12 protein-coding genes are annotated in these 16,591 nt (G+C 42.4%); all 12 read right to left on the minus strand.

The window, feature by feature from the left end:
• Positions 1–72: 72 nt before the first annotated feature.
• A complete protein-coding gene (locus G6W43_RS02935) occupies positions 73–4,746 on the minus strand; it encodes a hypothetical protein (RefSeq protein WP_194169100.1) in 4,674 nt (1,557 codons plus the stop codon).
• Between the two features lie 321 nt (positions 4,747–5,067).
• Positions 5,068–5,925 carry an 8-methylmenaquinol:fumarate reductase membrane anchor subunit gene (sdhE, locus tag G6W43_RS02940; RefSeq protein WP_194169101.1) on the minus strand — a complete coding sequence of 286 codons (858 nt, stop codon included), beginning with the start codon at positions 5,923–5,925 and terminating at the stop codon, positions 5,068–5,070.
• Positions 5,926–5,927: 2 nt separating this feature from the next.
• A complete protein-coding gene (gene sdhB, locus G6W43_RS02945; RefSeq protein WP_194169102.1) occupies positions 5,928–6,893 on the minus strand; it encodes an 8-methylmenaquinol:fumarate reductase iron-sulfur subunit in 966 nt (321 codons plus the stop codon).
• A gap of 9 nt (positions 6,894–6,902) precedes the next feature.
• Entirely contained in the window at positions 6,903–8,741 is a 1,839-nt protein-coding gene (sdhA, locus tag G6W43_RS02950) for an 8-methylmenaquinol:fumarate reductase flavoprotein subunit (RefSeq protein ID WP_194169103.1), read from the minus strand.
• A 431-nt stretch (positions 8,742–9,172) separates the two neighbouring features.
• Positions 9,173–9,595 carry a heat-shock protein gene (locus G6W43_RS02955; RefSeq protein ID WP_194169104.1) on the minus strand — a complete coding sequence of 141 codons (423 nt, stop codon included), beginning with the start codon at positions 9,593–9,595 and terminating at the stop codon, positions 9,173–9,175.
• A gap of 39 nt (positions 9,596–9,634) precedes the next feature.
• Complete coding sequence (locus tag G6W43_RS02960; protein WP_021087611.1) at positions 9,635–10,186, minus strand: 2-oxoacid:acceptor oxidoreductase family protein; 552 nt, start codon at positions 10,184–10,186, stop codon at positions 9,635–9,637.
• Entirely contained in the window at positions 10,183–11,028 is an 846-nt protein-coding gene (locus tag G6W43_RS02965; protein ID WP_103617205.1) for a 2-oxoglutarate ferredoxin oxidoreductase subunit beta, read from the minus strand. Before G6W43_RS02965 ends, G6W43_RS02960 begins: the two co-directional genes overlap by 4 nt.
• Complete coding sequence (locus G6W43_RS02970; protein WP_194169105.1) at positions 11,018–12,148, minus strand: 2-oxoglutarate synthase subunit alpha; 1,131 nt, start codon at positions 12,146–12,148, stop codon at positions 11,018–11,020. Before G6W43_RS02970 ends, G6W43_RS02965 begins: the two co-directional genes overlap by 11 nt.
• Complete coding sequence (locus tag G6W43_RS02975; RefSeq protein WP_009293870.1) at positions 12,145–12,456, minus strand: 4Fe-4S dicluster domain-containing protein; 312 nt, start codon at positions 12,454–12,456, stop codon at positions 12,145–12,147. The genes G6W43_RS02970 and G6W43_RS02975 overlap by 4 nt, the downstream gene beginning before the upstream one ends.
• Positions 12,457–12,464: 8 nt before the next feature.
• On the minus strand, positions 12,465–13,358 hold the full coding sequence (locus tag G6W43_RS02980) for a lactate/malate family dehydrogenase (protein WP_149712285.1): 894 nt from the start codon (positions 13,356–13,358) through the stop codon (positions 12,465–12,467).
• A 3-nt stretch (positions 13,359–13,361) separates the two neighbouring features.
• Positions 13,362–15,536 carry an NADP-dependent isocitrate dehydrogenase gene (locus tag G6W43_RS02985; RefSeq protein ID WP_194169106.1) on the minus strand — a complete coding sequence of 725 codons (2,175 nt, stop codon included), beginning with the start codon at positions 15,534–15,536 and terminating at the stop codon, positions 13,362–13,364.
• A 63-nt stretch (positions 15,537–15,599) separates the two neighbouring features.
• Positions 15,600–16,544, minus strand: a complete 945-nt coding sequence (gene mltG, locus G6W43_RS02990) for an endolytic transglycosylase MltG (protein WP_194169107.1) — start codon at positions 16,542–16,544, stop codon at positions 15,600–15,602.
• Positions 16,545–16,591 lie beyond the last annotated feature (47 nt).

Below are 16,591 nucleotides of genomic sequence, written 5' to 3' on the forward strand. Positions count from 1 at the left end.
TTTATATATAAAACTACATAAAATTGAATTTATAGGCTATTCTTGCTCCTCTTGCAAGAGCCAAGATGAGCTTTACAACAGATCAACTTGTACGCTGTCTTGGATCTCTACAAAAACGGTATGTGTTGATTTTATCAGTCTTCCATTGATAGTTTCATAGCGATCAAAGGTCGCTTTATAGACTTGATTTACCGCGTCACCATCACTTGTGACATCTACTTTGTTGTACGTATCGCCAACGACGCTATGTTTATTATTTAGCGTGGTGATATCTGCTTTTGTGGCTTTTACAAAATCATGTGTAAGCTGCACCAGGTCTTTACTATCGCCTATAACCTTTAGCACGGTATTTACGCTCTCGCTGGCTGGACTATTGCTCGCATCTCTTGTATTTCTACTATCTATGATGTCAAAGATGCCATTTGGACTAAATTTTATAGAAACAGCTTGATCTGCGCTGCCAAGTTGCACTTTTTCAAAGTTATTTATCTTTTTAACATTGTCTAAATTTGAAAAATCCACATCATCAACTACTATAAGCGTATCTACGCCACCTTTGCCGTCTATCGCCCTGCCCTTACTATAAACAAAAGCGTCATCTAGGTTACCGCCTTTTACGTCGCCTTCTTGTTTTAGATAGATTGGGTCTCCAAAATTTGCCTCGCTATATTTGCTTGTATTTATCTCGTAAGAATTTGTATTGCCTATCTTTTTAATAAAGTCATTTTGAATGAGCGCTTCAACGTAGTTGTTGCTAAAAAGGCGAGTTCCGCTATGCTCTGAACCCACTAAAGCATCTAGCGGGTATGGTCCATTTGGCGCACTAGCTTTTGGCATTATATACAAAGATAAATTCATCTCGCCAGTTCCGTCCATATACTCTAAATCAAATTTATAAAAACCCGCCTTATTAAAAGTATAATCAGTGCTATACCATTGACCATTTTTGCCATATGATACCTCTGTGGATGGTTGTATAAATGTTGTTGCACTTCCAAATTTTAGCGTATTGCCATTTATGGTTAGCTCTGCGTAGTTATGTAGATCTGCTGCTCTTATAGAGTATTTTCCAGGAGCATTTACATATATCCAACCATCCATTTTCATGACAAGGTCAGAGCCAACAGGGTTTGACTCTCCAAGCGTATAGTTGCCAGGCTTGCCTTTTAGTATGCCATTTGCAAAGCTTATATTTTCATTTGTTCCAAATTTCTTTGGAGCGTACTGATTTGAAGCGTCATATAGAAAGCTATCTCCATGCCTACCGACTCTAGCCAAATCCTCTGCATGCATATTGCCTTGATCACGTAAGGTCTTATAGCGCGTTCCAGAGGCAAACTGCACAACGTCATATGTGGTAGAGGCGCTTGGAGAGTAAATTTTGATATAGTCTTTGTAGATGGATTTGCCCCCTCGCTGCGTATAAACGCCAGAGTCGCCACCAACTCTAGCCGTCCATGACGGATCTACATAGTTATAAAACCACATATCAGCATCAAGGCCGCTGTTGCCGATAAAAGTTACCGTGCTAACAGAGACGTTTCCTGCGGTGTCGGCATTTTTTATCATGAAATTTGCTCCAGTGCTGTTTGCTGGCAGAGCAAAATTTTCAGAGTAGCTGTGCGTATCATCAAGAGCTGAGCTTTTATGCACGGAATTTAGCAGATCGTAAAGATCTACTTTGTTTATGGTGTTTTTATTTAGCGTGTTGTTGCCGCTAGCATCGGTGCCAACACTACCTGAGATATCTACACTAGTTACATGCGAAGTTGCCGTTGGAGTGCCGATAGCATCAGGGGTGGCGTCTAGGTCTATATGAACCATTAGATCATCATCCTTTGTACCATCACTCTTTAAAACGGTTGCTCTTATGTTTGAGTATCTCTCATCTAGCTTTATACCAAGGGTCTCAAAGTCCATATTTACACGCTTATCTGCGCCGACAACTAGATCTATATATGTTTGCCCGCTTGGTAAAATTTTGGCATTACCATGATCATCCTCAAGCGCCAAACGAAGCTTGGTGCCAGGGTCGCGGTCCACGCCAAATACAATGTTTGGCTGTTCGTCATTAGTAAGCGAGATGTTGTACTCTTTTATAGTTTTGGTCTCATCGTCAAAGTTATTTTTCTGGATAACCTTCTCATAGTCCTCTACTCTAAGATATTTAGCGATATTTACTGCTCCGCCATCTATCTGCGTGGCAAGCTTGACGTCATCTATGTACTCTAAAATTCCAAAGTCAAAGAGCCTACCGCGAACGCCATCTGTCGTAGTGACCTCGTTTGGTGTCGTGATAGTAGCTCTAACAGGCGTAGAGTGATCGACCGAGATAGGGACATTTGGTATGCTAAATTTGCCATCCACGATAGGAAGTGGTGCTGAGCCGTCACTTGGCAAGGCGGTTAGTCCGTCGTCGCTTATTGTGTATTTGACCGTTGTGGTTATAGCTGGTATGGTCGGAGTTGAGATAGTGACGCTTACATTGCTTCCTGGTTTTGCGTTGCTAGGTACGTAGATATCAAGGTCGCTTTGGGTTGATGGTGAGCCAGAAGGCGTGGTGATGCTATCTATTAGCCCATCTCCGTCATTATCTCTTGCAAACTGCACCTTTATGCTGTTATCTACGGTGATCTCGTCTGTGACCGGGTCTGCTTTGTTACCAGCTTTATCGGTAAATGTGGTCGTGAAATTTGTCGTAACGCCATAAAGTTTTGTCGTGGTCTCTATGGTGCCATTATTTACACTAATAGCTACACCATCATCTCTTGTGGCACTATATGCGCCGGATGCGTTTTGAGAAATTTTAATGGTTATCTTATCTGTTTTGCCGTCGCTTCCTGCGATATCTATCTCAAATTTATCGCCATCTCTTGCATCGTTTGGAATTTTCATCTTTATAGAGGTTTTCGCACCATCAGGGCTAAAGCCACTCTCTTTACTAGTTAGCACGCCGTCTTTATCGCTATCTTTTGCAAACTGCACGTGCGGAGACCTAACAGGAGCAACCGTATCGCTTGAAATTTCACTCACACTTGAAGCTTTCGGGGTGCCAGTCGTGCCATCAATGATCGTCGTGCTTAGCTTTTTCCTACTTGGATCGGTTGAGCTTGTAGGGTCAGCGACTGTGATCTTGCCATTTTGGATAGAGATAGTCTCGCTACCGCCATCAAGCGTAGCAGTAAGTCCGTCAGGTGCGATAGTATAGGTCTTTGTGACACTTGTTGGTGTGCTAGCTGGGTCATCGACCTTTATGCGGATCTTGTCGCCAACTGCGGCGTTGTTTGGTACGTAGATATCGATAAGCGACGCTGTGCCACCACTTTTAGCTAGTTCGGCTGCATTTATAATGCCATCTTTATTCTCATCAAGGGTAAAAACGGCGATCGGATCGTTATTGTTTGCGATAGTTATCGTATCTGTAGCGCCTGGGTTGCCTGATTTGCTTATCATTTGGATATTTACATTTGTTGGCGTCGATGATGAAATTTTAACAGCACTTGCCACGTTAAAGCCGACATTTCCGCCGCTTTCACTCGTAAGCGCATAGCTCTCGCCACTATCTTTATCTACAAGCGTGCCACTAGATGTTTTAATAAGCGTCTTTTCATGTAAAGTGCCGTCAGGATCAGTGGTGGTGAGCTTTATCTTGTCGCCTATTTTCATATTTGGCGATAAAACGATCTTCGCATCATCGCTTGGCGTACTGCTGGCTGGATTAAAGCCATTTTCACTAGCGTCTATCACGCCGTCGCCGTTTAGGTCTTTGCCTAAAACGACCTTTGTAAAGCTAAGAGCTGGCGTAACGGTATCAACGCTGGCTGCCGTTTTGGTTGGAGCTGAGCTGGCGCCATTTGCTAGCGTTATGCTAGAGCTTACATTAAACGGCGCATTTGGCGTGATAGCAACGCTTGGGATGATAAATTCTTTTTGGTCTGGATTTGTAGCATTTGGCGTGATAGGCAAAATTTCACTTGGATTGTTTTCATTTATCACGCTTGTACCTGCAGGGTCTACTTTATAAGAAAGCGTGGTCTTTACGCCATTATTTACAACTTCTAGCGTTACTTTGTCGCCTGGCTTGAAGTCATTGTTAAAAGCGACTGCCATGCTTGTGTGGTTAGGATCGCCGCCTGCTTCTGCGATATTGATATAACCATCGCCATCAAGGTCTTTTAAAAGTGCGATGCTTGGCGCTAGGATAGCTGGAGCGCTCTCTTTTTGCTCTGCCACCACTGGCGCTGCACCGCTAATAGAGCTAACCGGCATTGCTGGCTCGCTTGAGATGATAGCTGGTAGTTCTAATGTACCGCCGTCAAACCAAACTACGTTTGAGATGTGTCCTTGCGTGTCAAAATTTGACCCATTTATGCTTGCTGTGTCGCTACCATGGCTTGAGCCATGAGAGTGGTGGCTAGAGTTTTGAGCGTTTTCGTCGCTGTTTTTGCTATTTGAGTCTTCGTTCTCTACGATCTTTGCCCTTTTATCCTCTTCTACCTGCGCTTCATTGCCTTGTGTGTCAAATTTTGCATTTGATAGCTCTTTTGTGATGATGATGGTTTGTGGTTCAAGTAGCGTGATAGGTGCAGCGTGGTCAAAATTTATAACGATAGTGTCGTTGCTGCTTTGCGTGATGATCTCATCGCCTAGAAATATCTCGTCGCCTTGCTTTAGCAAGATCAACTTTCCGTTTCGTTTTACAAAAACTTTTCCACTTATCTTTGCAACAACACCAACGCTTTGCATCTTTCTTCCTTTAAATTTAAAACTAACACATCCATTTAAATTTTCACGCGATTATAGCCAAAAGTATTACAAAATAAATAAAGTGATTTTATATAAAAAATTGTCATTTTGCCACTCTTTTTTATATCGAAAATTTATTGCTATTATCTGATGGTACGCTATTTTTGCGATGATAAAAAAGAGCAAAATTTAAATAAATTTTAGTTGCAGGTAAATTTCTATGTCACAAAGTAAATTTTAAAACTATTTTGTTATCAAATTTTATTTATTTTGAAAAATTTATGTTTGAAATCTCCCACGCCAAAAGACGTGGGATAAAATTTACGCTATCTTGCTAGCGTCGATGATGTTTAGATCAAGACCTAGTTCTTCAACAGATAGACCAAGTGCGAGACCTACAAGCTGAGAGAGGTGGATGATAGGTTTTCTAACATCTGAGTGGTTCTCATCTTGATATCTCTCTTGATAGATGTCAAGTTGCATTTGACAAAGTGGGCACGGAGTTACAACTACGTCTGCGCCATTTTGATCAGCGTTATTTACGATCTGGCTTGACATTTTTCTTACTGATTTTCCAGCTGGATAGCTAGCATGGAAGCCGCAGCAGTCAAGTCTTTTCTCAAATGGCACGATAGTAGCGCCAAGTGCGCTTACGACGGTTTCAAAACTCTTTGGATTGACTGAACTTTCTCTATTGTGCAGATCTTTTTCAGGTCTTAGGCTGTGACAACCGTAAAATAGTGCCACTTTTAGGCCGCTAAGTGGCTTAACAACCTTTGCTTTTAGCGTATCGACATTTTGGTAAAGCTCCCAAAGAAGGCTTGTGATCTCGGTTGAGCCGTTATATTTCATATTGCCTTCAGCCAAAAAGGTATTGATACGATCTTTTGCGCCCTTATCAAGCGTGCTTTTTGCTCTTGTTAGAGTTAGCATACAGGTTGAACATGTCGTAAGCATCGGCATATTCATCTGCTCTGCAAGCGCTATATTTCTAGCATTTGCCACAAGTGCAGCGATGGGATCGACGTCTTGTGCTTGTTGGGCCCCACAGCAGCTCCAGCCCTTTATCTCGTGAAGCTTCCAGCCAAGTAATGGAGCGATGGCCTCAAGCGACATCTTAGCCTCTTTAGCTGCTTGAGTGAGTACGCATCCTGGGAAAAAAGCGAATTCATTTTGCATAGTTACTCCTTACTAGCAGCTTTGCGAGCCGCGTTTATCATTTTTACTAGATCATCATGTCCTTCAATATCCTCTTCACCAAAAATATGAAGTGGATTCATCTTACCAGCGAGCATTAAATTTGCTGCGATATCCATTTTGCCCATATTTTTGATAACGCCTTCTGAACGAAGTGCAAGTCTAACCTCATTTAGTCTGCCTGAGCCATCAACTAGATCAGTTAAGAATGCCTCAGCGTGATCTGGTCCCATGCCCTCGTTAAAGCCTTTTTGTATAGCCATGATACGAAGATCAGTTATGTCAGCGCATGCGCTTATGCCTTTTGGACAGCGGTCAGCACACTCTTGGCACTTTACACACATCCAAAGTCCGTTGTCAATAGCTGGTTTTAGGTGTGGCATAGGATCTTTGCTGCGTGAGTCAAAAGCGGCTCTATAAGCATGAACAAATACAAACGGCTGCATATAATCACTCGCATCTGCTTCAAGCTTATTGCATTCGCTAGCACACGCACCACAAAGTATGCAGTCCCATTCAAGCGCTACTTTGTCATACTCTTTTTGACTTTGCTTGCAGCCTTTTTCGGCGCTAAATTCTGGCTTAGCAGTAATGCTTGGTTTGATCTTGCGTAAATTTTCGATACTTGGCTCCCAATCCACCATAAGATCTGAGATAACCTTAAAATTTCCAAGTGGTGAAATTCTAATAGTATCTGGGTTGCCATACTCAGCCAAAAGCTCGTTCATCTTTGTATCACAAGCTAGATATGAGTGACCATTTACTCTAACAGCGCACGCACCGCATATCGCTGAGCGGCAAGATGCTGTGAAATTTAACGTCGCATCCTTTTTTTGTTTGATGTCAAAAAGCACTGTTAAAAGAGTTTTGCCTTTGACCTCTTCATTTGTTAGCTCATAAGTTGATTCATATTTTTTAGTTCCGTCAAAACGGTCGATAATAATTTTCATCCTAGCTCCTTACTCTGGCTTCTTGCCGTCAAGTGAAAATATGCCTGTCACAACATCTTTGTAGCCAAGCTCCAACTTGCCGTCTTTTAGTGTGACTATGCTGTGTTTTAAGAAATTTACATCATCTCTTTTTGGATAGTCCTCTCTTGTGTGAGCGCCACGGCTCTCAAGACGATTTTGCGCTGCAAGACATGCTGCACGAGAAAGAAGTATAAGGTTGCCAAGCTCGACATAGTCAGTAAATGCTGTGTTCATGACTGGGTTTTGATTTGGCACTTTAAGGGTGTCATATTTTGCTTGGATAGCTTCTAGGTTTTTAGAGAGTTGGTCTAGTTTAGCACCAGTTCTAAAGATACCCATTAGATCCCAGTTGTTTTTACCAAGCTCTTCACGAAGTGCGTACATATCATTTACGCCACCCTCGCCTGTTGCTATGGCTTTAAATTTATCTTGCCACATTTTTGCAAGCTCAGAAGTCTTTTTGCCGCTTGCAAATTTTGCATTTTGAGCGTAAGCACCAGCACCTTTGCCTGCTAGATCACCAGTTACAACTGCGTCAGTTAGGCTGTTTCCACCAAGGCGGTTTGCGCCGTGGATAGATACGCATGAGGCCTCGCCACCTACGTAAATTCCAGGGATTTTTGTGCTCATATCATCAAATTTAGCTACCTCTATACCACCCATTGAGTAGTGAGCTGTTGGGCGGATAGGAACTGGTTGCTCGATAAGGTCGATGTCTTGGAAAAGCATCGCTGTGTGGCGAATTTTAGGAAGCTTTTTCATGATAGTATCTTTGCCAAGGTGACGAACATCGCAAAGCACATAAGCGCTCATGCCCTCGCCAAAGCCTCTACCCTCGCGGATTTCTGTCTCGATAGCACGAGCGACGACGTCACGAGGAGCTAGCTCCATCTTTTCGTGATAGTTTTTCATAAAGCGCTCGCCCTTGTTGTTTAGCAAGTAACCACCCTCGCCACGAGCTGCTTCTGTGATTAGCGTGCCACCATTTTGAACGCCAGTTGGGTGAAACTGAAGCATCTCAGGGTCTTCAAAACCAAGACCTACTTTAAGCGCAGCAGCGATGCCATCGCCTGTTGCTATAAATGGAACTGATGTGCGGTTATAGAAAATTCTAGTGTATCCGCCAGTTGCAATGACTAGAGATTTGCAAAGAACTGGGTAAATTTGACCATCTTGAATGTTGCGAAGAACGACGCCTTCGACCTTGCCGTCCTCAAGACCGATCTCAAGTAGCTCGTGATCCATTAGAAATTTAACGCCAGCTGTGATAGCGTCGTCAAGACAGGCGTGCATCAAAACGTGACCGGTTTTATCAGCTGCGTAGTTACAGCGTTTTTTGCTAGCGCCACCCATGAAACGAAACGCTACGTCGCCATTGTCTATACGAGAAAAGAGCATGCCGTTGTAATCTAGCTCGTGGATGACTGCGCCTGCTGCCTCGCAAAATTTCACAACTGCATCTTGATCAGCAAGATAAGCCGCACCTTTAACTGTGTCATACGCGTGAAGCTTGAAGCTGTCACCGTTACTAAAGTCTGTAACGCCGTTTATGCCACCCTCTGCCATACAGGTTGCGTTACGTGATGGCATCATCTTTGTAGCGACAACGACGGTTGAGTTTGGATATTGCTTGCGAACGGCTGTTGCTGCACGAAGTCCAGCACCGCCAGAGCCGATTATTAGCACATCAACAGATGGCAAGCCATTTTCATTGCCCTTTGGCAACTCACCAGCAAAAACATTGGTCGCACCAGCTGTTGTAGCTAGCGCACCTACGCTGATACAGGCGCTTTGTAGAAATTCTCTTCTGGTAAATTTTTCACTCATTGATAACTTCCTATTTTAATAAGTTTATTAGCGTTTAAAACGCACCGCCAGTTCATTTCTTAACATTTTTTAAAACAACTATATTAATAAAAAAATTAATGATGAAACTTTACATAAAATTTACTTAAAAGAAACATAAGAATTTATTTTAGGTTATATAGTGAGATTTGATAGCTAAAACCATTTAGTAAAAGACCATTTTATCGTATTTGTAGCAACTACTTATAAATTTATTATTTTGATAAAGATAAAAATGATATTACCACGCAATATATACTAATAAAAATAGATAAAATGTTATAAAATCGCTAATTCTACGTATATTTGAGGATATTACTTAAATATAAATAAATAATTAAAACTAATAAATTTAAATGGGATAAAAATCGTATGATTATCAAAAATCATATAAATTTGTAAATTTTTGATAGCTAGAAAGTAAAATAATAGATAGCCCCATAGTGTCTGACTGAAATAATAAAACTTAAATTTATATCAAATATCTCAATGTCATCAAGTGACGGATACCAGATATCGCTAAAGAATTTATCTAAATCATCAAAGCGCAAAATATCAATGCTCTCAAATTTATTAAAATTTATGCAAATTTCATTTGGCGTAGCGATGTTAAGCTTACTAAAAAGAGCCTTGAGGTCAAAATTTTCTTCGTCCGCATTAAAGCCATCAAGCTTGCTAAATTTATCTATCTTAAAAAACTCATCTATATCATCTAGGCTAAATTTATGAAGTAAATTCTCTCTTATCTTTAAGCACTCATCGTTTGACAAGCTCCTAATGATCGGCATCTCAAAGCCATATTCTTTGCAGAAATTTTCTAGTTTTATCTGATCCATTTTGGGAGATTTTGGCTAAATTTAAATTTAGCCAAAAATTTATTTCAAAAGCTCTTTTGCGTATTTTAGGCCTAGCTCGTAAGCTTTGGCATTTGCCTCTTTGACCTTAGCTGGCACGCTTGCTAGCATCTCTTCACGCACTAAATTTTCATCCATGCACCTACTCATCGCCACAGCCACACCAAGAGCCACGACGCTTTGAGTGATGACATTACCAACCTCGTCTTTTGCGATAGAGATGATAGGGATTTCATAAATTTTCCAGCGCTTTTTGTCTTCATCGCTTACTTTTACCAAATTTGGCTCAACAACGATCGCACCGCCCTCTTTCACGCCGCTTTTAAAGGCGTTGTAGCTTATCTGCGCAGTGGCAAGCATGAAGTCTATCTCGCCCTCGTTTGCGTAAGGGTATAAAATTTCTTTCTCATCAAGTATGATATCGACCTTCGTTGGACCGCCACGCACCTGAGACGTGTAGGTAGAGGCCTTGACGCCATATCCACCTGCTTTTATCTTGGCGGCTGAGAGGATCTCGCCTGCTAGTATGACGCCCTGTCCGCCAACGCCGACAAATCTTAGCTGTGACTTCATGCTAGCTCCTTAAAATCTATCGCTTCGCCGCTCATAGCAGCCTTTCTTACCTTGTCGTAAGCCTTGGTGTATTCGATCTTTTCTTCATCTTTATGAAGCACGCCAAGTGGGAAAATGCCCTTTTTCTCCTCGTCACTTAGCATGTCAAATTTGACCTTGCTAGTCGTGCGGCCTTTTATCCACTCTAAATTTTTCACCGCCTCGCCCATTTTGTTCTTGCGGCCTAAATTTATGTGGCAGTTTGAAAATACATCAAAAAAGCTATATCCATCGTGACTAAAGCCCTCTACAAAGAGCTTTGTAAGCTTCTCTGGCTCGATGACACTACCACGTGCGACAAAGCTAGCACCTGCGGCAGTTGCGAGCTTACAGGCGTCAAAGCTAGGATCGATGTTGCCATACTGCGCTGTGACCGTCCACATGCCCTTTGGCGTGGTTGGGCTGGTTTGCGAGTTTGTTAGCGCGTAGATGAAGTTGTTGATTAAGATGTGATTTAGCCCGATATTTCGGCGACATCCATGTATCGTGTGATTACCTCCGATCGCTAGTCCGTCGCCGTCGCCAGTTACTACGATGACGTGCTTGTCTGGGTTTGCCATCTTTACGCCAGTAGCATATGCTACGGCTCTGCCGTGAGTTGTGTGGATGGTGTTGCAGTCTAGATATCCGCTAAAGCGTCCAGAGCAGCCTATACCTGAAACTACGCAAACGTCGTTCATGTCCCAGCCCATGGCGTCGATAGCGCGGATGAGCGCCTTTAGTATGACGCCGTCGCCACAGCCCCAGCACCAAAGAGTAGGCATTTTGTCTGTTCGTAAATATTTATCGTAATTAAAAGCCATAAATTTCTCCTATCTTCGCCTCGATCTCGCTTGGGCTTATCGGTCTGCCGTTTGCTTTTAGCAGTTTTGCAAAGTCATCTCTTAAGATGATCTTTGAAATTTCGCCACTATATTGACCTAAATTTAGCTCGCAGACTAAAATTTTCTTAAATTTATTTGATATCTCTTTTAGCTTTTTAGCTGGAGCTGGGAAAAGTGTGAGTGGCTTAAATAGCCCTACTTTTAGCCCTTTTTCACGTAAATTTAATATCGCTTGCTTGGCTGAGAGAGCCACGCTGCCAAAGGCGATGATGCAAATTTCAGCGTCATCAAGCATAAACTCTTCAAATTCTTCGCACTCATCAGTGTGTAAATTTATCTTATCAAATAGCCTATTCATCGAGTTTTCAACGATCTTGCCATCTTCTGTTGGAAAGCCAGTCGCTCCGTGATGAAGCCCAGTTATGTGGTAGTGATAGCCTTTAAAGAAAGGATTTAGCGTAGCTGGCGCGTCTGGTGCTGCCTCGTATGGCTTATACTCTTTTGGCTCGCCACTAAATTCTCTTCTTTTATAAATTTCAAGCTCGCCAATTTCAGGCAGGCGCACTCTAGCTTGCATGTGGCCTATCGTCTCATCAAGCAGCAGCATAACTGGCGTCATAAATCTAGCTGCGAGATTAAATGCACGCACCGTCTGCGTATAGCACTCCTCTAGGCTACTAGGCGCTAGCACTATCATATTTACATCGCCGTGAGTTGGGTTTTTAGCCTGCAAGATATCGCCTTGTGCGACGCGGGTAGGCAGACCAGTTGAAGGGCCACCGCGCATGACATTTACGATGACGAGCGGTATCTCAGCGATAAAGCCAAGGCCTATTTGCTCAGCCTTTAGCGAAATCCCAGGTCCAGAGCTAGCAGTCATCGCCTTAGCACCGCTCGCACTTGCGCCAAGAGCCACTGAAATCCCAGCTATCTCATCTTCCATTTGTATAAAAGTGCCGCCATGTTTTGGCAAAAGCACGCTTAGCTCATGGGCGATCTCACTGCTTGGAGTGATAGGATATCCGCCAAAGAAGTTACAGCCGCACTCGACCGCAGCCCTTGCTACTAGGGCATTTCCAGTTGATACTACCTCTCTCATGCGCTCTCTCCAAGTTTTGCAAATTTATTTGCCTTTACAGCCGCAGCTCGCTCTTTGCTTTCAGGTGTTAGCTTTGCAAATTTAAAGCCTTTATCAGCCACATAAATGGCAAAATCAGGACAGTGAAGCTCACAGTCACGACATCCTATGCATGAATCAGCATAGACCACCTCTATCATCTTGCCAAGCACCGCCTTTGGCTCAAGCCTCATACCTAGCACGCCTGCCGGGCAGTAGCTCACGCAGACATCACAGGCCTTACACCTGCTCTCATCGACCCAAACTGGGACATTTTCTTTTACGATCATATATCTTCCTACTCTAAGTTTTCTTTTAAAAATTTGATATTTTTTCTAATTTCAGCTTCACTTTTGTTTAGTTGCTCTTGCTCGTCTTCGTCTAAATTTAGCTCTAAAATTTCTTTCAAGCCATCACGTCCAAGCCTTACTAGCCTGCCACAACTTAGTTCATCATCGATTAGCACGCTAGCGCTTATTATCTCATCGCTCTTACCGACGATCATCTCGCACATCTTCACAGCTGCAGCCGCTGGTGCGTAGTAAGCTGAAGTGCCAAGAAGCTTAACTATCTTTGCGCCACCGGTGCTTGTCTCTTTTTTGAGCACTTTTAGCTCATTTTCATTTAATTTTTCGCTTATATTGCTAGCTGATACGATCATCTCGTCATTGTGAGCGCCGACGATCTTTGCTCTTAGCTTGCTGGCGTCTTTGTCTTTTAAAAGCGCTAGCTCATATCTGCACCTTGCGCTATCTAGCTCGCCAGCCATGCCGATCACTTTGTTTTTGCTAAAACCACTAAATTTATGAGCCGTCCAGACCATCACATCAAGCGGATTTGTGACAACTATTATCACTGCGTTTTTGGCAAATTCAGCTATCTTTTGCGCAGTTTGTTTTACGACAACGGCGTTTTTAAGCAGCAGATCTTCTCTGGTTTGACCCTCTTTTCTTGGGCTTCCAGCTGTGACTATGACGATGTCACTGCCTTCAATTAGCACAAAATCATCGCCACCACAAACGCTAGTTTTAGCGTTAAAGACACAGCTTGACTGAGCTAGGTCGATCGCCTTTGCACGCGCCACATCGCCAAATATATCCACAAGCACGATCTCATCGCAAAGCTCTCTCATGCAAAGCGCATAAGCTATGCTAGCACCGACGTTTCCAGCTCCAACTACACTTATTTTCATCTTCTATCCTATTATTTTATTTAAAATTTCACTTGGTCTCATGACCTCATTTGCCTTTGCTTCGTCTGGCAGGTAGTATCCGTCAAATTCCGCGCTTGCACCATCATTTTCTCTGATCTGCTTTAAAATTTCACTCTCATTTTTCTCTAGCTCGTCTGCTAAATTTGCGAAAATTTTGCTTAAAATCCCGCCACTTTTTACCATCTCTCTCGCCCAAAAAAGCGCTAGATAAAAGTGCGACTCTCTAGTATCAAGAGTAGCATTTGGCGTTTTGTTTTCATCCAAATAGCTAGCAACTGCTCTATTTAGCGCATCACTTAGCTCTTTTGCCTCTTTTTTTTGCCTAAAAAAAGCTAGATGTTCAAGCGATGCACTAAGCGCCAAAAACTCGCCCAGACTATCCCAAAGCAGGTGATTTTTCTCCTTTAGCTCTTTTACAAGCGTCGGAGCCGTCCCACCAGCACCAGTCTCAAACATCGCTCCACCAGCAAGTAGTGGCACTACTGAGAGCATTTTTGAGCTGCCACCTAGCTCAAATATCGGGAAAAGATCGGTTAGATAGTCTCTTAAAACGTTGCCAGTTACGCCTATGACGTCTTTGCCAGCTCTTATCGCTTCAAGCGATTTTTTAGTTGCTTGCTCGTAGTTTAAAATTTCAAATTTCACGCCAGCATTAGTAAATTTATCTCTAAATTTTTCAAATTTAGCTATCAAATTTCTATCATGAGCGCGGCTGCTATCTAGCCAAAATATAAGCTCATCTTTTGAAATTTCGCCTCTTTTTAAAGCAAGCTCAAACCACGCATTTATCGCATCTTCTTTAACCTGCGTCATCCTAAAAATGTCGCCACTTTTGACGCTAAATTTAAAGACGCTCTTGCCCGCTTCATCAAAAACAACAAATTCTCCGTCCTCTTTTGCGATGAAGGTCTTATCGTGGCTGCCATACTCCTCGGCCTTTTTAGCCATTAGCCCAACGTTTGCCACGCTGCCAATGTTGCTCACATCAAGTGCGCCATGCTCCTTAAAGTCCGCCACGCAGGCCTCATAAACCCTAGCGTAAGTCCTGTCTGGGATCATGCAAAGCGAGAAATTTAGCTCTCCGTCCTTATCTTTTACCTTGCCAGAGTTTCTAATGAGTGCAGGCACAGAGGCATCGATGATGACGTCATTTGGCACGTCAAAGTTGCTGGCACTTTCATTTAGTGCCCAAATTTTTGCCTTTTTGCTCAAAATTTCATCAAATTTAGCCAAAATTTCATCTTTATTTTTAAGAGTTGAAATTTTAGCAAACATATCTTTTAAGCCGTTTTTTGCCTCAACTCCGTGAGCCTTAAATTCATCGCCAAATAGCTCAAAAACCTCTTTAAAATAGCTCTTTATCGCGTGAGCAAAGATGACTGGGTCGCTAACCTTCATCATCGTGCATTTTAGATGAAGGCTAAGGGTCAAATTCTCTTTTAGCGCACTCTCAAAACAGCTTTCATAAAATTTATCCAGCTCATCTGCGCTTAAATATGTAGCATCAACTATCTCGCCACTTTGGACGGCAAGCTCTTTTAAAAGCTCTTTTTTGCCATCTAAACTTATAAAATTTATATAAAATTTCTCATCTTTGCTAGCGATGATTGAGCGCTCATTTTCGTAAAAATCGCCCTTTTGCATGTAGCAAATTTTAGTTTTATTCGCCTTATCCCAGCTGCCGTTGCTATGTGGGTGCTTTTTGGCAAATTCTTTAACCGGTGGCAAAACTCTTCTGTCTGAGTTTCCCTGTCTTAGCACTGGATTAACAGCGCTACCAAGCACTTTTGCATATTTTTTAGCGACCTCTTCGTCGTAGTCTGTGATGATCTCGTCTGGATAAAATGGCACGTTTATGCCCTTGCTTCTAAGCTCCTCAATAGCTGCTTTTAGCTGAACGAGCGTGGCTGAGATGTTTGGCAGTTTTATGATATTTGCCTCTTTGTGCGCGGTTAGCTCGCCCAAAAGCTCTAGCTCATCGGCCTTGTTTAGTCCAAGCTCTTTGCTAAAAAGAGATAAAATTCGCCCAGCAAGGCTTATGTCAGCCCTAGTTATGCTAATGCCAGCACGTGATAAAAAGCTCTTAACGATAGGAAAGAGAGAGTAGCTTGCAAATAGCGGTGCTTCGTCGGTTTTAGTCCAGATAATGTCACTCATTTTAGCCCTTTTGATTTTTTGAAATTTATCACGTTTTTTATTAAAGCTAGTTGTATTTTAGCCCTATTTTGCGATATTTTGATTGTGCTCGCTTAAGGTTTTTGAAAAAATGTGTTTTTTTGCCTTTTTATCAAGCACAAAGTATAGATAATCGCTCTTTGCAGGGTTTATCGCCGCTTTTATCGCACTTATAGAGACGCAGCAGACTGGACTTGGCGGTATGCCGTCGTTTAGATAGGTGTTAAACTCGCTCATGTCGCTTCTTATGCGCTCAGCCGTGATCACATCGTGCGAGTAGATGCCGTAATTTAGCGTGCCATCCATCTGCAGCCTCATGCCCTTATCTAGGCGGTTGTAGATGACTGAGGCGACAAGTGGCATCTCAGCGTCATTTGCGGCCTCTTTTTGGATGATAGAGGCGATGGTTAGAATTTTAAACCATTTTTTCTCGTTGTACTCGCCAAAAATTTTCCTGCTGATCTCGCTTTGCGCCTTTTTAGATGAATTTACAAGGTAATAGGCCAGATGTCTTTCGCTGATGCCAACTGGAATTTTATAAGTATTTGGCATCAAAAAGCCATCAGCGACTGGCGCAAGGGCGTTATACTCGCTATTTAGTTTAACTGCGTCAAGTCCTAGCTGGGCTGCTATCTGGTTTAAAAAAACGATCGTAGTTTCGCCAGGTATTAGCGTGATCTCCGTCATCGCAGCCTTTGCTTTGGCAAGTTTTTTTAAAAAATCAACCCTTGAAATTTTATCTTTGCCTATCTCGATCCAGCCTGACTGAGGCGAGCCGATAAAGCGCATGGCGTACTTGTCGATCGCGCTTAAGTTAAAGTTGCGATTAGCTAAATAAGATATAATCTCGCCCACACTCCCCTTTGGTATAAAAACGACCTTGCTTGTGTTTATAGGGCGTGCTAAATATACAAAAAGACTTAGGACGACGATGAGTACGATATCAAAAAAAATATCTAGGTATGGTTTTTTTATAAAATTTTTTATCATCTTGATACTTTCGCTTGTTTTGCTTTTAAAATACGGCATAAAAATTA

The sequence above is a fragment of the Campylobacter concisus genome, assembly GCF_015229965.1.
In the GTDB taxonomy this organism is placed as follows: domain Bacteria; phylum Campylobacterota; class Campylobacteria; order Campylobacterales; family Campylobacteraceae; genus Campylobacter_A; species Campylobacter_A concisus_BD.